Genomic DNA, 21204 nt, shown 5'->3' with positions numbered 1-21204 from the left:
GCTTATAAGGCTTGTTGATGCTTACAGTAACTTGGGTGGATTGACGGCGTACCCCCTCCATGCGGCGATCCACGCCATCAAAATTCAGGGGACGGGAAGCTAACGCGCCAATGGGCCTTCCGGACGACAGGAGCCAGGAAATTTCGCCATGCGGAAGGTGGCGAGATCTCAATGGGCTCCAGCGTGGGCATCCAGCGCAATCGGCGGCCCCGGCCGACAATCGGGACTTACCCTGCCGGAACAACCACCCCACGGCTTTCCAGCTCCGCTGCCGAAGCATTATTAGGGGTTCACCCTATATACGTAACGCGAGAATCGTTCCGCGAAATGGAGGGCTGCGGCATTTCTACCCGCCGGATTTGCCCTGAACCGATGCCGGCCGCCCCTGAATGGTTAAAACATCCCCCGAATGCGGTAATGCAGTTTGAAACAAAACGAAACAATGCACCGAAACGCGAGCCTTCTGCACTAGGAACCGGCATTCGCCGCGCATTCAAGGTGCATCCGTCTGAAACTCAGTCGAAACCGCACAGGCAGCCGGACTCAGGGAATTCACTGAATCGAATGCGAAGTAGAAGACGTTAATATCTCCTATCGGAACCTCTCATCATGATTAGGCGCTTCGCCTGATTGACACATCGGGAAAATTCGGCAGAATGATTCCCACTTGTGCAGCGCCCTTTGGGGTGTGTCATTTGGTGTGTTGTTCCGTGATGTTTTCGGTTGTCACGACAGCGACATATCGAGGTGATATGGATGCAGCAGCGGAACTCAAGAAACCGTTGCCTGCGTTGCGCACGGTGTATAACGAGCGTCTTTCGCTCATTTTGAAATCCAAGGTTGAGATAGATATGGAAACCGGTACCGTTAAGTGGTTCAACGACGCCAAGGGCTTCGGCTTCATCACGCCGGATGCAGGCGGCAACGATCTGTTCGCGCACTTCTCCGCAATCGAAGGCTCGGGCTTCAAGTCGTTGAAGGAAGGCCAGAAGGTGCGCTACGTCAAGGCCATGGGCCAGAAGGGCGAGCAAGCCACCAAGATTCAGGCCGTCTGATACCGGTTTGAAGACCGGGCCGGTCCCGCGGCGTCTCGCGACGCTGGGCCGCCCAGCAAGCCCCGCAGCTCCGGCGCGGGGCTTTTCTTTTGCGCGCCGGCAAGGCGCCGCCCCCTCCCCGTTCCCGCCAATTTGCAGCACGCGATGTGCGGAGTGATGTTGCTATAATCGCCCGACCCACAACCACCACCCGCGCGTGGGCGCACATACCATTGCATTGCGTGCGCCGCGCGGGAAGGTACGCAGCGTGTCGAGGAGTTACGTGGCCGTTACTCAGATCGCAACGCAAGACACCACCGCCGCCGTGGCCGGCTCCAGCACAGGAGCTGCGGCCTCGGCCGGCAGTTCCTTCCATGCCGCGCTGCGCATCCTGCCGGCGCACCAACGCCAGGCCATGTTCGAGATCTACGCGTTCTGCCGCGCGGTCGACGACATCGCCGATGGCAACGCCCCGCACGCCGAGCGCCTGGCCGGGCTCGATGCCTGGCGGCGCGATATCGCCGCCTGCTACGCCGGCAGCCCGCCCGCGGCCCTGCAGACGCTGGCCGCGCAGATCCACGCCTTCGACCTGCAGCAGCAGGACTTCCTCTCCGTCATCGACGGCATGACCATGGACGTGGTGCAGGACATCCGCGCCCCCGACGCCGCCACCCTCGACCTGTATTGCGACCGGGTGGCAAGCGCGGTGGGCCGGCTGGCGGTGCGCGTGTTTGGCCTGGAAACGTCGTGCGGCATCGCGCTGGCCCACCACCTGGGGCGCGCGCTGCAGCTGACCAACATCCTTCGCGACATCGACGAGGATGCCGCCATCGGCCGCCTCTACCTGCCCGCCGAGGCGCTGGCAGCCGCCGGCATCGATGCCGCGCGCGCCACGCCGCAGGCGGTGGTCGCGCATGCGGCAATCGGCCAGGCCTGCGCGGCAGTGGCCCAGGAAGCGCAGGCGCACTACGACCAGGCCAACGCCATCATGGCGCGCTGCCCGGCACGGCTGGTGCGCTCGCCGCGCATCATGGCCGACGTCTACCACCGCATCCTCGCGCGCCTGCGCATCCAGGGCTGGCGGGCGCCGCGCCAACGCGTGCGCCTGCCGCGCGCGCAGTTGCTCTGGATCATGCTGCGCCACGCCATTGGCTGAGCGCCGCACGCCATCGCCAGTGATGTAAGCCGATGCAAGCCGAGGCCCGGGCGCGGATCATCCCACCCGCGCCGGCACAAGGAGTCCGCATGTCGATGAACGAGACCGCCTTCGCCACGACAGCCCCGCCTATCCGGACCGCCACCGATCCGTCGTTCACCGCGTTCGGCCAGCAATCTGCCGCCAAGGAACTCGACCACGGCATCGGCGTTGCGGTCGATGCGCTGCTGCACCAGCAGCGCCCTGATGGCCACTGGGTCTATGAGCTGGAAGCCGACGCCACCATCCCGGCCGAATACGTGCTGATGGTCCACTACCTTGGCGAGGTGCCCGACCTGGCGCTCGAAGCGCGCATCGCGCGCTACCTGCGCCGCATCCAGAACACCGACGGCGGCTGGCCGCTGTTCCATGACGGGCGGGCGGACATCAGCGCCAGCGTGAAGGCGTACTTCGCGCTGAAGATGGCGGGCGACGATCCGCAGGCGCCGCACATGGCGCGCGCGCGCCATGCCATTCATGCCATGGGCGGCGCCGAGGCCAGCAATGTGTTCACGCGCACGCTGCTGGCGCTGTACGGCGTGATGCCGTGGTCGGCGGTGCCGATGATGCCGGTGGAGATCATGCTGCTGCCGCGCTGGTTTCCGTTCCACCTGTCCAAGGTCTCTTACTGGGCGCGCACGGTGATCGTGCCGCTGCTGGTGCTGAACAGCCTGCGCCCGCGCGCGCGCAATCCGCGCGGGGTCGGCATCGACGAGCTTTTCTCCAGCCCGCGCCGCAGCGTCGGCCTGGCGCCGCGCGCGCCGCACCAGCATGCGGGCTGGTACAACCTGTTCCGCGGGCTCGATGCGCTGCTGCGCGTGGCCGAGCCGGTGTTCCCGCGCCTGCTGCGCCGGCGCGCCATTGCCGCGGCGCAAAGGTTCGTGCGCGAGCGGCTGAACGGCGAGGACGGGCTCGGCGCGATCTTCCCGGCGATGGCCAACAGCGTGATGATGTTTGACGTGCTGGGCGTGCCGGCCGACGATCCCGCGCGCGCGGTGGCGCGGCGCTCGCTCGAGCGGCTGCTGGTCGAGCATGGCGACGAGGCCTACTGCCAGCCCTGCCTGTCGCCGGTGTGGGACACCGCGCTGGCCGCGCATGCGCTGCTCGAGACTGGCGAGGCGCGCGCGGCCGCGGCGGTGGGGCACGCGCTGGACTGGCTCAAGCCGCTGCAGGTGCTGGACGTGCGCGGCGACTGGAGCGTGCGCCGCCCGCGGGTGCGTCCGGGTGGATGGGCCTTCCAGTACGCCAACGCCCATTACCCGGATGTCGACGACACCGCCGTGGTGGCGGCGGCGATGGACCGCTACATGCGCGAACACGCCGCGCCGGGCCGCTACGACGAAGCGGCGGCGCGCGCGGCCGAATGGATCGTCGGCATGCAGAGCGGCAACGGCGGCTGGGGCGCGTTCGAACCCGAAAACACGCACCTGTACCTGAACAACATCCCCTTCGCCGACCACGGCGCGCTGCTCGACCCGCCCACCGCGGACGTCTCGGCGCGCTGCCTGTCGATGCTGTGCCAGACCGGCGCCACGCCCGCCAGCAGCGAGCCCGCCGCGCGCGCGCTGCGCTATCTGCTGGCCGAGCAGACGCCGGATGGCAGCTGGTTCGGCCGCTGGGGCACCAACTACATCTACGGCACCTGGAGCGCGCTGTGCGCGCTGAACGCCGCCGGGCTGGGGCCCGATGCGCCCGCGGTGCGGCGCGCCGCCGACTGGCTGGCGGGCATCCAGAACGACGACGGCGGCTGGGGCGAAGACGGCGCCAGCTACCGGCTCGACTACCGTGGCTATGAGGCCGCGCCCAGCGTGGCATCGCAGACTGCCTGGGCCTTGCTGGCGCTGATGGCGGCCGGCGCGGTGCAGCACCCGGCGGTCGCGCGCGGCATCGGCTACCTGCTGCGCACGCAGCGCCCGCCGCAGGAAGGCGGGCTCTGGCACGAGCCTCGCTTCACCGCCGTGGGTTTCCCGCGCGTGTTCTACCTGCGCTACCACGGCTACGCGCGCTATTTCCCGCTGTGGGCGCTGGCGCGCTACCGCAACCTGCAGCGCGGCAGTGTCGGCCGTGTGGCGTGGGGCCTGTGAACGCGCCCTTCGCGCCCTTCGTCATGGTCGTCACCGGCATGGATTTCGAGGCCGGCATCGCCGCCGGCCCGCATTGCCGCGTGGTGCACGGGCTGCGCGGCATCGCGCTGGAGCAGGAAGTGTCGGCCATGGCGAGCCGCGAGTGTCGGGGCATCGTCAGCTTCGGCGTCGCCGGCGGGCTGGATCCGGCGCTGGCGCCGGGCGACCTGGTCATTGCCAACGAAATCCGCGCGCCCGGCGAACGCTACGACACCGCTCCGGACTGGACCCACGCGCTGCACGCCGCGCTGCCGCATGCCAGGGTCGGCCCCATCGCCGGCGCGGACGATCCGGTGCTCGACGTCACCGCAAAGCAGGCGCTGCGGCAGGCCAGCGGGGCGCTGTGCGTCGACATGGAATCGCATCTCGCCGCGCGCATGGCCGCGGCCTGCCGGCTGCCGTTCGCGGCTTGCCGCGTGGTCATCGACCCGGCGAGCCGCGCCGTGCCGGCCGCCGCGGCGGCGGGAATGGGGGAAGGCGGCAAGACCGACGTGTCGGCGGTGCTGGGCGGGCTGCTGCGCGCGCCGTGGCAATTGCCGGCGCTGCTGCGGCTGGCGGGCGATGCCTCCGCGGCGCGCGGCGCGCTGCGGGCGGCCAGGCTGGCCGTGGGCGACGGCTTTGCTTTGCGCGACGTGCTGCAACAGTAGGCGCGCTGCCGAACTTCCTTAGCCGAACTTCCTCGCCGCATCCAGCGCCAGCCCGCTGCCGATGCTGCCGAAACGGTCGCCTTCGACGCAGCGCGCCTGCGGCAGCAACGCCGCCAGCCGCTGACGCAGCAACGGCACGCTGCTGGAACCGCCGGTGAAAAAGATGGTGTCGACACCATTGCCGTCCACGCCCGCATCGACAAGCAGTTGCTGCACCGTCTTCTCGGTCCTGGCAACCAGCTTGTCGATCGACGCATCGAACTCGTCGCGCGTGATCGTCAGCGTCAGCCCCTGCTCCAGCCGGTGCAGGTCGAGCTCGGTGCTGGCCGCATCCGACAGTGCGATCTTGGCGCCTTCCACCTGGATCGCCAGCCAGTGGCCGGCGCGCTCGCGGATCAGCCGCACCAGCCGGTCGAGGCTGGCGGTGTCGGCGGCGTCGCGGTAGTTGTCCATCACCACCGACCAGGCCTTGCGGGTATAGACATAGTTGATGGTGTGCCAGCTGGCCAGGTCGAAATACTGGCTCGACGGCATCGCCTTGCCGTTGCGCAGCTGGCTGCCCAGCCCGAGCAGCGGCATGGCGCGCGCCAGGCTGAGCGCGCGGTCGAAGTCAGTGCCACCAATATGCACGCCGCCGTTGGCGAGGATGTCCTCCCTGCGGTCGCTCTTGCGCGCGCGTTCGGGCGACAGGCGCACCAGCGAGAAGTCCGAGGTGCCGCCGCCGATATCGGCCACCAGCACCAGTTCCTCGCGCGCGATGCCGGCTTCGTAGTCGAAGGCCGCGGCGATCGGCTCGTACTGGAACGCAATCTCGGCAAAGCCGGCATCGCGCGCGATCTCGGCCAGCGTCTCTTCGGCAAGCCGGTCGGCGGCCGGGTCTTCGTCGATGAAGAACACCGGGCGGCCCAGCACCGCGTGCGAAAAGGTGGTGCCGCCGGCCTGCTCGGCACGGGCCTTCAGTTCGCGGATGAAATGCGCCAGCAGCTTGCGGAACGGCATCGCCTGCCCCATCACCTCGGTGCTGTCGTCCATCATCGAGGTGCCGAGCAGGCTCTTGAGCGAGCGCATCAGCCGCCCTTCATAGCCGGCCAGGTAGTCGCCGAGCGCGGCACGGCCATAGCTGACCAGCGGATCCTCGGCGTGGAAGAAGATCACCGACGGCAGCGTAGGCTTGCCGTCTTCCAGCGGCAGCAGCGCCGCGGGGCGGTCGGGGCGGCTCCAGCCGACGGTTGAGTTGGACGTGCCGAAGTCCAGGCCGCATGCGTTTGACATCATTGATTCCAAGTTTTCCTGCAAGACACCACATCACACCACATCAGTTCCCGCTGGCCGTGGGTCGCGCTGGTGGGGCGCCAGCCCGGGCGGGGGCGACATTGTATGGCAGTCGCGCGGCGGCCCGCCGATTTCAGGCGACGGAGTCGGCGGCAGCTTCCAGCATCGCCGTGGCGTGGCCCGGCACCGGTGCGGCCATCGACGACGCCAGCACATAGCGGTCGCGCCCGTGCTCCTTGGCGCAGTACAGCGCGCGGTCGGCATCGGCGAACAGCGCGCGCCACAGGCCTTCCTTGCTGCCCGGCCCGCCGCGCAGCTGCGCCACGCCGATGCTGACGCTGGCAAAGCCCTGCGCGCCGGGCAGCCCGATCGCGCGCACCTTGCGCAGGATGCGGTTGGCCAGTGCCGTCGCCTGCTGCTCGTCGGTGTGCGGGCACAGGATGCAGAACTCCTCGCCGCCATAGCGCCCGGCCACGTCGGAGGCGCGGCGCGAGTTGTCCAGCGCATGCGCCACTTCTCGCAGCACCGCATCGCCGGCATGGTGGCCGAAGGTGTCGTTGACCTGCTTGAAGTAGTCGATGTCGATCACCAGGCAAGACAGCGGCAGCCCGTCGCGCTGCCAGCGCGCCACCAGCTGCAGCGCCGACATCTCCAGCGCGCCGCGGTTGAGCAGGCCGGTCAGCGCATCGACGCGCGCGCCGCTCTCGTTGTGCGCGACGATCTGCTCCATTGCCATCACGGTGAAGCCGAACAGGCCCAGCAGCGTCGCGATCAGCGGCGCCAGCATCCAGGCGGAACCGGCGGGGCCGGCGAAGAACAGGATCATGGGCGCGGCATCGGCACCTGCAAGCTGCATGGCATGGTCAAGTCCGGCCAGCTGCGTGGCCAGCTGCACCAGGCTGGCGACCAGCACCAGCGGGGCACCGATGCTGCGCCGCCCGCGCCCGGCGCGCGCCAGCGTGGCAAAGGTGGCCAGCGACACCAGCGCCAGCACGCCGTAGGCCACGCGCAGCACCAGCTGAGGCCCGCCGGGCAGGCCGCCGACGGCCACCAGGGTGGCCAGCACGATGGTGGCGGCACTGGCCAGCGCGCCCGGGTACGCCGGTACGCCGTAATAGACGCGCACGCCGCGGTAGATCAGCAGCCAGCCAATGACGAAGGCACCCGCCCCTGGCGTGCCGAGTTGGGGCGTGCCGGTGGCCGCGCTCAGCGCCAGCGCCAGGCCCGCGCCGGATGCCAGCACGTGCCCCGATGCCCACAGGCGCCCGGCCTCGCTCGCGCGCAGCGCGAACACCAGCCCCGCCGCGATCACCAGCGTGCTGCAGAAAAACACCATCATCACGACCGCAATGGTCTGCTGGTCCAGGTGCACGGGAATCCTCAAGGAGGGGGTCCGCCTTGCCGTCAATCCGATGGGCGGAACTGGGGCCAAGGGACGGTCGCGACACGCCGGGACAGGCCGCCGGCGCTCGGCAAACGCGCATGATAGCCCGCGCGCGCTGGCCGGTGGCACCCCCGTCTAGCCGGGGGCGTGCGGGACGGGCCAGTTGTGGTTCCGACGCCGCTGCCTCACTCTGACGGACTGGCGTTTTTATGCAACACCCGGCTCGCGCTGAAGGATGCCTCTAACGGCAACCGCCCGCGTGCAAGCGGCTTGCGCGCCCCACTAGCCCCAGCATGCGCCACATTGCCACGGCGCAATCGCCACTCGCCGGCATGCAAGCGGAATTGCGGCCAAAGTCGGTCGCATTTTGGTTAAGCAGGCACTGCATCGGCTGGATAGAATCATGCGTTGCTTACCGCGCCGACCGCGCAAGAAACTCGCGCCCATACTGCTTCAATGTCCCGCCCTGCTATTCCCGACCCTGGTATGACCGTTCCCGCCCTTTCGCTTGGCGACATCCTGGATGACCTGCGCAGCGCGCCGCGCCCGCTGACGTCCGCGGAGTATGCATATCTGGCGCACCTGCGGCAGCGCATCGTCACCGGCGCTGCCGACCTGTGGACCACGCTGGAGACTGCAGGCGTGCCGTGCCGCGAACGCCGCCTGTCGCCCGAGGTGATGCAGGCGCTGACAGCGATCGGCCATTTGCCGATGCACTGAGCCGCGCCCGCATCGCCATCTGATCGAGAGCATTCCCCTACATCACTCGGAAGCTTCCTCGCCCTGCCCCCGTGCGCGCGCCGCTACGATCGATTCACTTCGATCCGCCGGCAACAGGCCGCGCACCCGGGGTGCATCGCCTCCCCCGCCGTGCAACGGTGCCCAGCGCACCGCCAGTGTCCGTCCCGGCAAGGGCACACCCATGGCATACCTTGTCAACAACAGGCGCGTCAGCTTCCTGTCGTTGCGCGCCTTCGTCGCACTGATGCAGCACCGCGACACCGCCCGCGCCGCGCATGCGCTGGGCATCCAGCCCCAGAGACTCCATTACCAGATCCGCGGCCTCGAGGCCGTACTCGGCACGCCGCTGTTCAGCGTAGGCGGCCCCAACTGGCTGCCCACGCCTGCTGGCGTCAAGGCCTTGCCCAAGGTCATGGCGATGCTGCGCATCTGGGAACAGATTGCGCCGCGCCCATGCGCCGGCCGCAACGGCCTGCCGCCGCCGGACTTCAGCGACGCCGCGCGTCCCGGCCCGGCGTTCTGGGTCCGGCACGCGACGATGTAGCGCGGCTGGACTCAGTCCAGGCGTTCGCAGCTGTAGGCTTCGGTGCGATAGGGAAAGGAGACTTCCTGCCGTCCGGCGAGCGCCGGATGGCCGTCAATGACGGCCTGCAGCGCGGCGCGCACGCGCTCCTGCTCCGTGCCGGGCAGCGAGGCAATGAAGCTCACCGACATCATCCGGTCGACAATCACCTGCTGCGGCGGGCCCACATGCGTGTATGGCAGGCTGTGCAGCGCCAGGTGGCCGAAACCCTCGGCGGGAAAGACCCGCTTCCAGTCGCCCTTGTAGAAGCGCGGCGCGTCGCCCTCGTACGGCGTCATGATGGCGGTCAGCCGCGCGACCCAGTCCACGCTTTCGTCGCGCACGTTCCAGACCAGCCCTAGCCGGCCGCGCGGCCGCAGCACACGGCGGATCTCGGCGATGGCGCGGTCATTGGCAAACCAGTGGAACGCCTGCGCGCAGACCACGGCGTCTGCGCTGGCATCGGGCAAGGGAATCGATTCGGCGCTGCCCGCGAGCGCCTGCACGGCTGGCAGGGCAACGGCGAGCTGCGCGCGCATCTGCGCCACCGGCTCAACCGCGATCACAGCCGCGCCGGTTCCGGCCAGCCGGCGCGTAAACTTGCCGGTACCGGCGCCCAGGTCGAGCACCGTGCGGCCCGGGCCCAGGCCGAGCGTCGTGCGCAGCCAGGCATCGATGGCTTCGGGATAATCGGGGCGTCCGCGCGCGTAGGTATCGGCCTGGCTGGCGAATCCCTGCGCGGCGGCATGGTGGATGTCGGTCATGGCGGCTCCGGTTGCTTGCCGGTGCCGTAGGCTACGCTTGAAGCCCGCGCGGGGCAAGGCTAGTGCTGCATGCCCCAGCGGCGCACGGTCAGCCGCTCCAGCGTGGTGAAGCCCAGCCCTTCCACCAGCAGGCCGATCAGGATCAGGCTGTGCGTGGCCATGGTCAGGTCCCCTGCGCGGTGACCGGGTCCTGGAAGAAATAATCCTGCCAGGACTTCGGCTGGTTGCGGATCGCGCCGACGCGGTGCATGAACGAGGCCAGCGCAAAGGTAAGCCTGCGCGGCAGCGGATGCCGCATGCGAGCCTGCAATGCAGAGATCCGTCACAAGCACGGTCAACGAATCTGATCGCTGGCGCTTATCCGCTTATCGCATACCCATGCCTGCACATTTCGCGGGGCGTGCGCATTCACGGCATGACGCGGCCGCATATCCAAATGCAACAAGCTTCCTTGCCTCGCTGCGATGCCGTCCGTGACCATAGCCCCCGAAACCGCCTCGGCGGTGCGCCGCCGGCTGGTACCATCGTTCGGCCCGTCGGCGCGCATTTGCATGGCGCCGCGTCGCCAGGCATGTCCGGTACACAACCCAGAGAAAAACATGAGACTCGAAACCCTGGCCGTCCATGGCGGCTACTCGCCCGATCCGACTACCCGCGCGGTGGCGGTGCCCATCTACCAGACGGTGGCCTACGCCTTCGACAATGCGCAGCACGGCGCCGACCTGTTCGACCTGAAGGTTGCGGGCAACATCTACAGCCGCATCATGAACCCGACCAACGATGTGCTCGAGCAGCGCCTGGCCGCGCTCGAGGGCGGCGTTGGCGCGCTGGCGCTGGCATCGGGCATGGCCGCGATTACCTACGCGATCCAGACCATCGCGGAGGCCGGCGACAACATCGTTTCGTCGAGCCAGCTGTATGGCGGCACCTACAACCTGCTGGCGCACACGCTGCCGCAATCCGGCATCGAGACCCGCTTCGCCGATGGCCGCAACCCGTCTGGCTTCGGCGACCTGATCGACGAACGCACCAAGGCCGTGTTCGTCGAGTCGGTGGGCAACCCGCTCGGCAACGTGGTCGACATCGAGGCGATCGCGCGCGTGGCGCACAACCACGGCGTGCCGCTGATCGTCGACAACACCGTGCCCTCGCCCTACCTGTGCCGGCCGTTCGAGCATGGCGCCGACATCGTCGTGCATTCGCTGACCAAGTACCTGGGCGGCCATGGCAACAGCGTCGGCGGCGCCATCATCGACAGCGGCAAGTTCCCGTGGGCGCAGCAAAAGGCCCGCTTCAGGCGCCTGAATGAGCCGGACGTGTCGTACCACGGCGTGGTCTATACCGAGGCGCTGGGACCGGCTGCCTATATCGGCCGCGCGCGCGTGGTGCCGCTGCGCAATACCGGCGCGGCGCTGTCGCCGTTCAACGCGTTCCTGATCCTGCAAGGCATCGAGACGCTGGCGCTGCGGCTGGACCGCATCACCGAGAACGCGCTGGCGATCGCGCGCCACCTGCAGCAGCACCCGAAGGTGGAATGGGTCAACTTTGCCGGCCTGCCCGATCATGCGGACCATGCGCTGGTGCAGAAGTACCTCGGCGGCCGCGGTCCCGGCATCCTGTCGTTCGGCCTGAAGCAAGGCGGCCGCGAAGGCGGGGCGCGTTTCCTGGATGCGTTGCAGCTGTTCACGCGGCTGGTCAATATCGGCGATGCCAAGTCGCTGGCCACGCATCCGGCATCGACCACGCATCGCCAGCTCAATGCCGCGGAACTGAAGGCGGCTGGCGTCAGCGAGGATATGGTGCGGCTGTCGGTGGGCATCGAGCACATCGATGACCTGATCGAGGACCTGGATCGCGCGCTGGCGGCAGCGTAAGCGCAGGTTTGCTCCCCGCTCCTGCCCGCGGGAGAGGGGAGCGTTCACGGCCGGCGTTGCTTTCCTTCCAGCGCCGTTCCCTGCGCCAGCTTCTTCCCCCGCGCCTCCAGCAGGAAGTACCCCACCGTCCCCACCGCCAGCGGTATCAGGTAATACAACGCCCGGTACGCGATCAACGCCGCCAGCAACAACCCGTGCGGCACCTGTCCGCCGAGCATCGTCAGGAACACCGTCTCGACGACTCCCAGCGCGCCCGGCACGCGGATCACCACGCCGGCCAGCCCGGAGGCGAGGTACACGCCCAGCACCGTGTAATAGTCCGCATGCGCATGCAGGAAGGCATGCAGGATGGCCGCCACCGCCGCCCAGTTGCCCGCCGACACCAGGATCTGCAACAGCGCGAAGCGCGGTGACGGCACGTAGATGTCATGGCCGCGCACCGTACGGTGCCGTCCCTGCCATGCCGCGCATGCGGCCAGGTAGCCGGCCGGCGCGGCCAGCATCGCCACGCCGATCAGGCGCATCGCCGCCGGCGGGATACTCCACTCGGGCGGCAGCGCCACCAGGCGCCCGGCCAGGATGATGCCCGCCAGCAGCGCGTAGCCAAGCCAGTTGCTGGTGACCGCCACCGCGAACACGCTCCAGATCTGCGGCGGGCTCAGGCCGGCGTGTGAATACAGCCGGTAACGCACGCCGGCGCCGCCGAGCGTCGCGCCCAGGTTCAGGCTCATCGTGTAGCTGACATAGGCGATCGCCATCACCCGATGCGCCGGCAGCGGGTGGCCGGCATAGCGGCACCCCAGCACGTCGAACTGGCTGTACAGCAAACCCGTCAGCACCGCGAACCCCGCGGCGGGCAACAGCGTGCGGCGGTCGAAGCCGCGCAGCGCGGCCAGCACCGCGTCCCAGTCGATGGTGCCGAGCTTGCGCGCGATCAGCGCAAGCACTGCCGCGATGAAGAGGATCCCGATCGCGCGCCGCCACATCGGCCAGCGCACGTGGTGCCGAATTGCCGAAAGCGCATGGGCGACCATCACTCGGCCTCCCGTTCCAGCACGAATACACGGCGGCGCCCGCGCGAATCGCCGGCCTGCGGCGTCACCAGCCGCGGCGTATGCGCCGGCAGCCAGCCGGCCCATGCCGGGAAGCGGCGCAGGAAGTGGAACATCAGCGTGGCGCCGGCCGCGTCCAGCAGCGAGCGCTCATGCCGGCGCGGCGGGACCTCGCGGCAGCGTTCGGCGATCAATGCCTGCAACCGGCCGCGCAGCCGCTGCGCGAAGGCGGTGTCGCGGATCACCAGGTTGGCTTCGAGATTCAGCGACAGGCTGAGCGGGTCGAGGTTGCTAGAGCCCACCGTGGCCCATTGTTCGTCGATGACGGCGACCTTGCCGTGGAACGGCCGCTCGACGTACTCGAGGATTTGTACCCCGGCATCCTGCAGGTGGCAATACAGCAGGCCACCGGCACGCGCCACCCAAGGCATGTCGGGCTTGCCCTGCAGCAGCAGGCGCACCTGTACGCCGCGCGCGGCGGCTTCGCAGAGCGCGTGCAGCAGCCGGTAGCCCGGCAGGAAATAAGCGTTGGCGATGACCACCTCGTGCCGCGCGGCGCGGATCGCATCGAGGTAGGCAAACTCGATGTCGTTGCGATGGCGATGGTTGTCGCGCGTGACCAGCCGCACCGGGCCCGGCGGCCCCGTGGTGGGGTCCAGCGGCGGTGGCGCCAGCCCGCCCTGCAGGCACGCCCCGGGAATGGCCCGCGCCAGGAAGTCATGTACCTGCCGCGCCGCGGAGCCGGCGATCTCGACGGCGTAGTCCTGCTTGGCCCGTGGCCCGTAGCCGTACAAATGCTGCGCCGAAAAATTGATGCCGCCGGCAAAGGCCACCTCGCCGTCGATCGCGACCAGCTTGCGGTGCATGCGCCGGAAGATATTCGTGCGCACGCCAAGCAGGCGGCGGCGCGGCGAGAATGTGCAGAAGTGCACGCCCGCCTTGACCAGCTCTGTAATGAATGCAGAGGGCAGGTCGTGCGAGCCGAAGCCGTCCACGGTGACGGCCACGCGCACGCCACGCCGCGCTGCGGCCAGCAAGGCGGCGTGCAATTTCTTCCCTGCCTCGTCATCGAACAGGATAAAAGTTTCCAGTAGCACGCTTTCGCGCGCTCGCGCGATCGCCTCGAATACGCGCGGGAAGTACTCTTCTCCGTTCTCCAGCAGGCGGATGCTGTCGGGGGCGGACGGCAACGGTGTCATGGCCCGGGATTGCGCCGCAAACACCATGCCAGCGCCACGGGTTTCGCCAGGGCCCCTGGGCCGCTCAGCCAGGTCCGCGCCGCCGGCGGACCACCAGGGCCGTCAGCAGCACGCCCGCCAGCAGGCCCGCAGTGCCCACGCCGGCCAGTGTCAGCGGCGGCATGCCGGGATTGGGCGGCGGGCCCGCCTGCTGGGCCAGCGCGCGCCAGTCGGCGGCCGTGATCTGCGTCATGGTGACAGCATTGTCCAGTCCGTACACGCAGACTTCGCCGCCGGGCAGCTTGCAGAAGCGCTCGCGCGGGCAGGCCTTGAGGATTTCCTGCGGCGCGCCCTCGCCGCAGCGGGCGCCGGCGCTGCGCAGGACCTGCAGCGTGACATCGGGATGCCGGGTCAGTTGTTCGGGCATGGCGGCCTCCGTGCAAGGATGGGCGTGGCGTCCTTCAGCGTAGTGCACCGCGCTGCGGGCATCCGGTCTATATGCGCTTCGGGCATATCGGCATGATCAAGAACTCGTTCGCCTCATGACTTGGCTTCCACACAATGGGCTCTCCAACGGACGAACAACGAACAACGAACAACAGGGAGCGTTTTGATGCGATACGGGAAAACAAGACACTGGCAGAGGTGAACCCGGGCAACACCGTATCGCTGCCGAACGGCCCCACCAACCTGGCGCGGGCCATTGCCATCCTGCAGCAGGTGGGCTGGGTCACGCTCAAGCCGGGCACCGACCCGATCCGCGCCAGCGAGCGCGACATCGACGCCAACCCGCACAAGCTCAAGCTGATCCAGCTGGAGGCCGCGCAACTGCCGCGTTCGCTCGACGATGTCGACTATGCCTTCGTCAACGGCAACTTCGCGCTGGCCGCCGGGCTGAAGCTGACCACCGCGCTGGCGCTGGAGAAGATTCCCGACTACTGCATGAACCTGTTGGCGGTGAAGACGCCGACGTCAGCAAGCCGTTCGTCAAGGACATCAAAGAAGCCTACCAGTCGGCCGAGTTCAAGTCGGTGACGCAGCAGCGCTTCGCTGGCTTCGTGCCGCCGCGTACCAGCGCTGATCCGTCCGGATCATTGGCGAAGGGGCTCCCGCATGGGAGCTTTTTTTCGCTGGTCGTGCCTGGAACCACTCCCCCCTTGTGCACAGCAAGACAATTGCCGCCGCCATTGCGCCGCAAATACCCTACACTCGACTACACATGCCGCGCGCGCCCACAAAGCACGCCCGGGATCACAACACGACACGCGCATCGAGAGACCTGCCATGTCCATGGTTGCGAGCTTCGAGATCGGCTATACGCGTTATCTCGCCCCGCCGGGCGAACCCCCTTCCCCCACTTCCCCGCCCCCTCCCTTCGCCAGCGACCCTGAGGCGCTGCTGCCGCTGTACCAGGCCATGGTGCTGACGCGCCAGTTTGACCTGAAGGCGATCGCGCTGCAGCGCACCGGCAAGATCGGCACCTTTGCCTCGGCGCTAGGGCAGGAAGCCATCGGCGTCGGCGTGGCCTTCGCGATGCGGCCTGAGGACGTGCTCGTGCCCTCTTACCGCGATCATGCGGCGCAGTTTGTGCGGGGCGTCACGATGACCGAGAGCCTGCTGTACTGGGGCGGCGACGAGCGCGGCAGCGGTTTTGCGGCGGCGCCGCATGATTTTGCCAACTGCGTGCCGATCGGCACGCAGGTGTGCCATGCCGCGGGCGCGGCTTATGCCTTCCAGCTGCGCAGCGAGCCAAGGGTAGCGGTGTGCCTGCTCGGCGACGGCGGCACCTCCAAGGGCGATTTCTATGAAGGCATGAACATGGCCGGCGCGTGGCGCGCGCCGATGGTGATCGTGATCAACAACAACCAGTGGGCGATCTCGATGCCGCGCAGCGGCCAGACCGCGGCGCAGACGCTGGCGCAGAAGGCGATCGCCGCGGGCATACCTGGCGAGCAGGTCGACGGCAACGACGTGGTCGCGGTGCGCCATCGCGTGGGCGAGGCCATCGAGCGGGCCCGCTCGGGCGGCGGCCCCGCGCTGATCGAGGCCATCACCTACCGCTTGGGCGACCACACCACCGCCGACGATGCCTCGCGCTACCGCGACGAGGCCAGCGTCAAGGCGCACTGGCAGGAAGAGCCACTGCTGCGCCTGCGCACGCATCTGCTGTCGCTGAACGCCTGGGACGCCGCGCGCGAAGAGGCGCTGGTCAAGGCTTGCTCGCAGCAGGTGGCGCAGGCAGTGGAAGCCTACCTGGCGCTGCCGCCGCCGGATCCCGCGGCGATGTTCGATTGCCTGTACGCCACCATGCCGCCGGCACTGCAGGCGCAACTGGAGACGGCGCGGCGCTATCCCGCACAGCACGGCTGACGCTTTCATCGTCCCTCGGCCTTCAACGACCAAAGCGAGCGAACCATGGCGGAAATCAATCTGGTCGAAGCAGTCAACCTGGCACTGGGCCATGCGCTGGAGAGCGATCCCGACGTGCTGCTGCTGGGCGAGGACATTGGCGTCAACGGTGGCGTGTTCCGCGCCACCGCGGGACTGCAGGCGCGCTTCGGCGCGGCGCGGGTCATGGATACGCCGCTGGCCGAGGGCGGCATCGTCGGCGCGGCGATCGGCATGGCGGCAATGGGGCTCAAGCCCGTGGCCGAAATCCAGTTCACCGGCTTTATCTACCCGGCCATCGACCACATCATCAATCACGCCGCGCGCATGCGGCACCGCACGCGCGGGCGGTTGAGCTGCCCGCTGGTGGTGCGCTCGCCATGCGGCGCGGGGATCCACGCGCCCGAGCATCATTCGGAAAGCCCGGAAGCGATGTTCGCCCATATGCCGGGGCTGCGCGTGGTGTTGCCGTCTTCGCCCGCGCGCGCGTACGGGCTGCTGCTGGCCGCGATCGCCGATCCCGACCCGGTGATCTTCCTCGAGCCCACGCGGCTGTACCGCCTGTTCCGCCAGGAGGTCGCCGATGACGGCGCGGCGCTGCCGCTCGATACCTGCTTCACGCTGCGCGAAGGCAGCGACATCACGCTGGTGACCTGGGGCGCGATGGTGCAGGAGACGCTGAGTGCCGCCGACGAGCTTGCCGCCGAGGGCGTGAGCGCGACCGTGATCGACGTGGCCACGCTCAAGCCGCTCGACATGCCGACCATCCTCGAAGCGGTGGCGCGCACCGGGCGCTGCGTGATCGTGCACGAGGCGCCGCGCACCGCCGGCTTCGGCGCCGAGATCGCGGCGGAGCTGGCCGATGCCGGGCTGTATTCGCTGGCGGCGCCGGTGCAGCGCGTGGCCGGCTTCGATACCGTGGTGCCGCTGGCCCGGCTGGAATACACCTACCTGCCGAGCGTGGCGCGCATCGCCGACGCGGCACGCAAGGCCATGGCCGCCTGAGCGACACCAAGCGACACCCAGCGACACCAAGCCGAGGAAGCGCCGATGAGAGTCTTCAAGCTGCCCGACCTGGGCGAAGGCCTGCAAGAGGCCGAGATCGTGAGCTGGCATGTCAAGGTGGGCGATGCGGTCGCCGCCGACCAGCCGCTGCTGTCGGTGGAGACCGCCAAGGCCATCGTCGAGATCCCCTCGCCCTATGCGGGCACCATCGCCAAGCTGCATGCGCAGCCAGGCGATATCGTCCACCTGGGTGCGCCGCTGGTCGGCTTCGAGGGCGCGGGCGAGGACGCCGATGCCGGCACGGTGGTCGGGTCCGTGCAGGTCGGCACGCGGGTGGCCAGCGAAGCGGCGCCACCGGGCGCGGCCGCACCGGCCGCCGGCATGGCCGCTCGGGTCAAGGCCACGCCCGCGGTGCGCGCGCTGGCGCGGCGCCTCGGCGTCGACCTGGCAATGGCCACCGCGTCGGGGCCGGAGGGCACCGTCATCGCCGCAGACGTCGAACGCGTGGCCGCCACGCTGGCCGAACTGGGCGCGCCCGAGGAACTGCGCGGCGTACGCCGCGCGATGGCGCAGAACATGGCGCGCGCGCAGAACGAGGTCGCCGCGGCCACGGTGATGGACGATGCCGATATCCACGCCTGGCAGGCGGGCGCCGACGTCACCATCCGCCTGGTGCGCGCGCTGGTGGCCGGCTGCCGCGCGGAGCCGGGCCTGAACGCCTGGTACGAGGGGCAGACCGGGCGCCGCCACGTGCTGAAGAAGATCGACGTCGGCATTGCCGCCGACCTGCCCGAAGGGCTGTTCGTGCCGGTACTGCGCGACGTCGGCAACCGCGACGCGGCCGACCTGCGCCATGGGCTCGACCGCATGCGCGCAGACATCCGGGCGCGCACCATCGCGCCGGAAGAGATGCGCGGCAATACCATCACGCTGTCCAACTTCGGCATGATCGCGGGGCGCTATGCGGCACCGATCGTGGTGCCGCCGACGGTGGCGATCCTTGGCGCGGGACGGGTGCGCGACGAGGTGGTCGCCGCCGGCGGCGTGCCGGCGGTGCATCGGGTGATGCCGCTGAGCCTGACGTTCGACCATCGGGTGGTGACCGGGGGCGAGGCGGCGCGTTTCCTGGCGGCGGTGATTGCGGATCTGGAACAGCCCTCCTAGGGCATCGCCCGGGAAGACGCAAGCAAGCCGTGCCGCCCGTCGTGCCGGGAGAGGGGAGCACCATTGGGTTCGGCGAAGTCCACGCTGTATATAATGCGATCGATTCAGCCGGACCGCCCGACACATCCCTCATGGAATCCAAGACCGCCCGCCTCACCATCCTGATCGACCCGGTCAAGAAGAAGGCCTTCGAAACCCTGTGCGCCGCGCAGGATCTGACGCCGTCGCAGGTGGTGCGCCAGCTGATCCGCGATTACCTGGCCCAGCACGGCGTGGAATACGCCACCAAGGCACGGCCTGCCGGCAGCGGTCGGCAAAAGAAATAGATCAGTGCGGGGTGCGCGTGTCCTCGCGCCCCCGTTCCGCAGCACCTTCTCCCGCCAGCACGCCGCAGCGCCGCACCGACTGCGCCAGCGCATCCGCGTAGTTTTCCTGCCCCAGCGCCGCCAGCACCCCGGCCCGCTCCAGCTTTTGCCGCACGCGCGCATTGGCCTCGGCCAGCACCACCGCCACGCCGCGCCGGCGCAGCGTGCGGATCACGGCTTCCAGCGTCTGCAAGCCGGTCATGTCGATGAACGGCACCCGGCCCAGCCGGATCAGCAGCACGCGCGGCTCGGTATGGGTGTGCACCAGCGCCTGCTCACAGGCTTCGACTGCGCCGAAAAAGAACGGGCCGTCAATGGCGTAGACCAGGACGCCGGGCGGCATCCGCTCCGGCAGGGAATCGGCCGCACGCGGCTCGACGCTTAGCTCGCGCTCGATGCCCGTCACGTCCTGGCGCGTCACTTCCACCGAAGCCGACATGCGCCGCAGGAACTGCAGCATTGCCAGGATCACGCCGACATTGACCGCGACCACGAGGTCGGTCAGCACGGTCAGCGAAAAGGTGATCAGCAGGATTGCCACGTCGGCGCGCGGCGCGCGGCGCACCATGCGCGCAAACTGGCGCGCCTCGCTCATGTTCCATGCCACCACGAACAGGATCGCGGCCAGCGTCGCCAGCGGCACGCTCGCGGCCAGCGGGGCCAGGAACAGCAGCACCAGCACCAGTGTCAGCGCATGGGTGATGCCGGCCAGCGGGCTGCTGCCGCCGTTGCGGATATTGGTGGCGGTGCGGGCAATGGCGCCGGTGGCGGCAAACCCGCCGAACAGCGGCGCCAGGATATTGGCGATGCCTTGCCCCACCAGCTCCTGGTTGGCATCGTGCCGGGTGCCGGCCATGCCGTCGGCCACCACCGCGGACAGCAGCGATTCGATCGCGCCCAGCATGGCGATGGTGAAGGCCGGTCCGGCAAGCTCGATCATGCGCGCCAGCGAGATCTCCGGCAGCGACGGTGCCGGCAGCCCGCGCGGCAGGCCACCGAAGGCGCTGCCGATGGTGGCCACGCCGTCGAAGCGGAACAGCGCCTGCACCGCGGTGGCCACCACCAGCGCCACCAGCGGGCCGGGAACGCGGTGCAGCCAACGGACCCGCGGCGCGCCCAGCACCAGCAGCAGGCTCCCTAGCGCCAGCGCGGTCGTGGCTGCGTGCCACTGCGGCAGCGCCTGCAGCAGGTGCCACAGCTTTTCATGGAAGTAGGTGCCTGCTACCGGCGGCAGCCCGAAGAAGTCGCGCCATTGCCCCACGAAGATGATCACGCCGATGCCGGCGGTAAAGCCCACGATCACCGGGGCGGGAATGTAGCGGATCACGCCGCCCAGCCTCGCCAGGCCCAGCGCCAACAGGATCAGCCCGGCCATCAGCGTGGCCAGCTGCAGCCCGCCGATCCCATGGCGCGCGGTGATGGCGGACAGCACCACGATGAACGCGCCGGTGGGCCCGGCGATCTGCAAGCGGCTGCCGCCGAACATCGACACCGCCAGCCCGGCGACGATGGCCGTGTACAGCCCTTGCTCCGGCTTCGCGCCGGATGCGATCGCGAACGCCATCGCCAGCGGCAGCGCCACCACCCCCACGATCACGCCCGACACCAGGTTGGGCAGCCATTTGGCGCGGCGGAACAGCCCGGCCTGCCATGCTTCGCGCAGCGCGATCATGCGGAGATTCCTTGCGGTGGGTCTACGTTGGTGGGTGGGAGCGGGTGCATGAAATGATAACAACATGCTAATGAACGTGGCATGCGGCGCCGCCATATGCCACTGCTTGCGGCTGCTTGCCGCTGCTTGCCCCTTTCTTCCACCGCGCGACATCGCGTCGGCAAGGGCAGCCCGCAAAGGGCGGTGCCACGGCGTTGCAAAGCCAGCACGCGACCTGTCGCTATCACCGGCCAATTCCTATACTGGAGTGGCTCGTCCGGACGGTTCCGGGCGGAACGGCCCGGCGGACACGGCAACTCACTGCAATCGGAGGCCATCATGTTCAAGCACCTCCTTGTCCCCACCGACGGCTCCGCACGCGCCGAAGCGACAGTGGCCCGCGCCATGACCTTCGCCAGCCGCATCGGGGCCCGCGCGACCGGCCTGCATGTGATTCCCGAGTACCACGTAATGACGTACCGGCTGACCGGCCTGCAGGACACCAAGGACTCGTTCGCGGCCGAGGCTGCGCACCATGCCGATACCTTCCTGGCCGCGGTCACGCGTGCTGCCAGCCAGGCCGGCGTGCCGTGCGACACCGTCACCGCCACCGACGACCACCCGTGGCAGGCCATCATCCAGTGCGCGGAGCAGCGCGGCTGCGACCTGATCGTGATGTCGTCGCACGGGCGGCGCGGGTTGCAGGCGTTGCTGATCGGCAGTGAAACGCAAAAGGTCCTGACACACAGCACGATCCCGGTGCTGGTCCTGCGCTAGGCCAGGCAATCGCGCGCGTTGCCGGCCG

At 68.9% G+C, this 21204-nt stretch carries 19 protein-coding genes and 3 pseudogenes; 13 read left to right on the top strand and 9 right to left on the bottom strand.

The genetic code is table 11. The features are described from left to right. Positions 1–851 precede the first annotated feature (851 nt). From K309_RS0105065 to K309_RS0105050, 4 genes are all read left to right on the top strand, one after another. Entirely contained in the window at positions 852–1055 is a 204-nt protein-coding gene (locus K309_RS0105065) for a cold-shock protein (protein ID WP_029045406.1), read from the top strand. Between the two features lie 262 nt (positions 1056–1317). Beyond that, the gene (hpnD, locus tag K309_RS0105060; protein ID WP_029045405.1) at positions 1318–2190 is read left to right on the top strand and encodes a presqualene diphosphate synthase HpnD; all 873 of its coding nucleotides are present in this window, start codon (positions 1318–1320) and stop codon (positions 2188–2190) included. 89 nt (positions 2191–2279) lie between these two features. After that, positions 2280–4313: a squalene--hopene cyclase gene (gene shc, locus K309_RS0105055; RefSeq protein ID WP_029045404.1), complete on the top strand. Its 2034-nt coding sequence runs from the start codon at positions 2280–2282 to the stop codon at positions 4311–4313. A 23-nt stretch (positions 4314–4336) separates the two neighbouring features. Then, positions 4337–4999: a phosphorylase gene (locus tag K309_RS0105050; RefSeq protein ID WP_084402356.1), complete on the top strand. Its 663-nt coding sequence runs from the start codon at positions 4337–4339 to the stop codon at positions 4997–4999. 18 nt (positions 5000–5017) lie between these two features. Here the strand turns inward: K309_RS0105050 and K309_RS0105045 are convergent, their stop codons facing one another. Together K309_RS0105045 and K309_RS0105040 are read right to left on the bottom strand one after the other, a co-directional pair. Beyond that, a complete protein-coding gene (locus K309_RS0105045; RefSeq protein ID WP_029045402.1) occupies positions 5018–6274 on the bottom strand; it encodes an Hsp70 family protein in 1257 nt (418 codons plus the stop codon). A 130-nt stretch (positions 6275–6404) separates the two neighbouring features. Then, entirely contained in the window at positions 6405–7643 is a 1239-nt protein-coding gene (locus K309_RS0105040) for a GGDEF domain-containing protein (protein WP_029045401.1), read from the bottom strand. Positions 7644–8141: 498 nt separating this feature from the next. Here K309_RS0105040 and K309_RS0105035 point away from each other — a divergent pair, with 498 nt between their 5' ends. Next, positions 8142–8375, top strand: coding sequence for an IclR family transcriptional regulator (locus K309_RS0105035; RefSeq protein ID WP_232232311.1), 234 nt, complete (start codon positions 8142–8144; stop codon positions 8373–8375). Positions 8376–8577: 202 nt separating this feature from the next. After that, on the top strand, positions 8578–8940 hold the full coding sequence (locus tag K309_RS0105030) for a helix-turn-helix domain-containing protein (RefSeq protein ID WP_029045399.1): 363 nt from the start codon (positions 8578–8580) through the stop codon (positions 8938–8940). An 11-nt stretch (positions 8941–8951) separates the two neighbouring features. Here the strand turns inward: K309_RS0105030 and K309_RS0105025 are convergent, their stop codons facing one another. The 3 genes and pseudogenes from K309_RS0105025 to K309_RS41565 form a co-directional block, all read right to left on the bottom strand. Next, entirely contained in the window at positions 8952–9722 is a 771-nt protein-coding gene (locus K309_RS0105025; protein ID WP_029045398.1) for a class I SAM-dependent methyltransferase, read from the bottom strand. Positions 9723–9781: 59 nt separating this feature from the next. Beyond that, positions 9782–9871 (bottom strand): annotated as a pseudogene (locus K309_RS42375) (ABC transporter permease); the annotation flags it as partial. Between the two features lie 14 nt (positions 9872–9885). Further along, positions 9886–9993 (bottom strand): annotated as a pseudogene (locus K309_RS41565) (ABC transporter substrate-binding protein); the annotation flags it as partial. 328 nt (positions 9994–10321) lie between these two features. On the opposite strand from K309_RS41565, the gene K309_RS0105010 reads away from it, so the two are divergent. Continuing rightward, on the top strand, positions 10322–11596 hold the full coding sequence (locus K309_RS0105010; RefSeq protein ID WP_029045397.1) for an O-acetylhomoserine aminocarboxypropyltransferase/cysteine synthase family protein: 1275 nt from the start codon (positions 10322–10324) through the stop codon (positions 11594–11596). Between the two features lie 44 nt (positions 11597–11640). Here K309_RS0105010 and K309_RS0105005 read toward each other — a convergent pair whose 3' ends face one another. From K309_RS0105005 to K309_RS0104995, 3 genes are all read right to left on the bottom strand, one after another. Beyond that, positions 11641–12630 carry a lysylphosphatidylglycerol synthase domain-containing protein gene (locus K309_RS0105005; protein WP_035876818.1) on the bottom strand — a complete coding sequence of 330 codons (990 nt, stop codon included), beginning with the start codon at positions 12628–12630 and terminating at the stop codon, positions 11641–11643. After that, complete coding sequence (clsB, locus tag K309_RS0105000) at positions 12630–13847, bottom strand: cardiolipin synthase ClsB (protein WP_029045395.1); 1218 nt, start codon at positions 13845–13847, stop codon at positions 12630–12632. The genes K309_RS0105005 and clsB overlap by 1 nt, the downstream gene beginning before the upstream one ends. A gap of 64 nt (positions 13848–13911) precedes the next feature. After that, positions 13912–14253: a hypothetical protein gene (locus K309_RS0104995; protein ID WP_029045394.1), complete on the bottom strand. Its 342-nt coding sequence runs from the start codon at positions 14251–14253 to the stop codon at positions 13912–13914. A gap of 194 nt (positions 14254–14447) precedes the next feature. On the opposite strand from K309_RS0104995, the pseudogene K309_RS36000 reads away from it, so the two are divergent. The 5 genes and pseudogenes from K309_RS36000 to K309_RS0104970 all read left to right on the top strand — a co-directional run. Next, positions 14448–14893 (top strand): annotated as a pseudogene (locus K309_RS36000) (MetQ/NlpA family ABC transporter substrate-binding protein); the annotation flags it as partial. A gap of 217 nt (positions 14894–15110) precedes the next feature. Beyond that, on the top strand, positions 15111–16196 hold the full coding sequence (pdhA, locus tag K309_RS0104985) for a pyruvate dehydrogenase (acetyl-transferring) E1 component subunit alpha (protein WP_029045393.1): 1086 nt from the start codon (positions 15111–15113) through the stop codon (positions 16194–16196). Positions 16197–16241: 45 nt separating this feature from the next. Beyond that, complete coding sequence (locus K309_RS0104980) at positions 16242–17219, top strand: alpha-ketoacid dehydrogenase subunit beta (protein WP_029045392.1); 978 nt, start codon at positions 16242–16244, stop codon at positions 17217–17219. Between the two features lie 45 nt (positions 17220–17264). Next, positions 17265–18383, top strand: a complete 1119-nt coding sequence (locus K309_RS0104975) for a dihydrolipoamide acetyltransferase family protein (RefSeq protein WP_029045391.1) — start codon at positions 17265–17267, stop codon at positions 18381–18383. Positions 18384–18514: 131 nt separating this feature from the next. Next, on the top strand, positions 18515–18709 hold the full coding sequence (locus K309_RS0104970) for a ribbon-helix-helix protein (protein WP_029045390.1): 195 nt from the start codon (positions 18515–18517) through the stop codon (positions 18707–18709). A 1-nt stretch (position 18710) separates the two neighbouring features. Here K309_RS0104970 and K309_RS0104965 read toward each other — a convergent pair whose 3' ends face one another. Further along, a complete protein-coding gene (locus K309_RS0104965) occupies positions 18711–20420 on the bottom strand; it encodes a SulP family inorganic anion transporter (protein WP_029045389.1) in 1710 nt (569 codons plus the stop codon). Between the two features lie 318 nt (positions 20421–20738). On the opposite strand from K309_RS0104965, the gene K309_RS0104960 reads away from it, so the two are divergent. Next, positions 20739–21176, top strand: coding sequence for a universal stress protein (locus K309_RS0104960; RefSeq protein ID WP_029045388.1), 438 nt, complete (start codon positions 20739–20741; stop codon positions 21174–21176). Positions 21177–21204: the final 28 nt, after the last annotated feature.

The organism is Cupriavidus phytohabitans, from assembly GCF_000426345.1.
Lineage (GTDB): Bacteria > Pseudomonadota > Gammaproteobacteria > Burkholderiales > Burkholderiaceae > Cupriavidus.
Note: the sequence above shows the minus strand (reverse complement) of the source record. Positions and strands in the feature narration are given on the sequence as shown.

Bases quoted from the DNA above. Each gene is read 5' to 3' on its own strand.
- K309_RS0104995 (WP_029045394.1), bottom strand. From the start codon at position 14,253: ATGCCCGAACAACTGACCCGGCATCCCGATGTCACGCTGCAGGTCCTG.
- K309_RS0104975 (WP_029045391.1), top strand. From the start codon at position 17,265: ATGAGAGTCTTCAAGCTGCCCGACCTGGGCGAAGGCCTGCAAGAGGCC.
- K309_RS0105035 (WP_232232311.1), top strand. From the start codon at position 8,142: ATGACCGTTCCCGCCCTTTCGCTTGGCGACATCCTGGATGACCTGCGC.
- K309_RS0105065 (WP_029045406.1), top strand. From the start codon at position 852: ATGGAAACCGGTACCGTTAAGTGGTTCAACGACGCCAAGGGCTTCGGC.
- K309_RS0105030 (WP_029045399.1), top strand. From the start codon at position 8,578: ATGGCATACCTTGTCAACAACAGGCGCGTCAGCTTCCTGTCGTTGCGC.
- K309_RS0105010 (WP_029045397.1), top strand. From the start codon at position 10,322: ATGAGACTCGAAACCCTGGCCGTCCATGGCGGCTACTCGCCCGATCCG.
- K309_RS0104960 (WP_029045388.1), top strand. From the start codon at position 20,739: ATGTTCAAGCACCTCCTTGTCCCCACCGACGGCTCCGCACGCGCCGAA.
- K309_RS0105005 (WP_035876818.1), bottom strand. From the start codon at position 12,630: ATGGTCGCCCATGCGCTTTCGGCAATTCGGCACCACGTGCGCTGGCCG.
- K309_RS0105050 (WP_084402356.1), top strand. From the start codon at position 4,337: ATGGTCGTCACCGGCATGGATTTCGAGGCCGGCATCGCCGCCGGCCCG.
- K309_RS0104980 (WP_029045392.1), top strand. From the start codon at position 16,242: ATGGCGGAAATCAATCTGGTCGAAGCAGTCAACCTGGCACTGGGCCAT.
- K309_RS0104970 (WP_029045390.1), top strand. From the start codon at position 18,515: ATGGAATCCAAGACCGCCCGCCTCACCATCCTGATCGACCCGGTCAAG.
- K309_RS0105045 (WP_029045402.1), bottom strand. From the start codon at position 6,274: ATGATGTCAAACGCATGCGGCCTGGACTTCGGCACGTCCAACTCAACC.
- shc (WP_029045404.1), top strand. From the start codon at position 2,280: ATGTCGATGAACGAGACCGCCTTCGCCACGACAGCCCCGCCTATCCGG.
- pdhA (WP_029045393.1), top strand. From the start codon at position 15,111: ATGTCCATGGTTGCGAGCTTCGAGATCGGCTATACGCGTTATCTCGCC.
- K309_RS0105025 (WP_029045398.1), bottom strand. From the start codon at position 9,722: ATGACCGACATCCACCATGCCGCCGCGCAGGGATTCGCCAGCCAGGCC.
- K309_RS0104965 (WP_029045389.1), bottom strand. From the start codon at position 20,420: ATGATCGCGCTGCGCGAAGCATGGCAGGCCGGGCTGTTCCGCCGCGCC.
- clsB (WP_029045395.1), bottom strand. From the start codon at position 13,847: ATGACACCGTTGCCGTCCGCCCCCGACAGCATCCGCCTGCTGGAGAAC.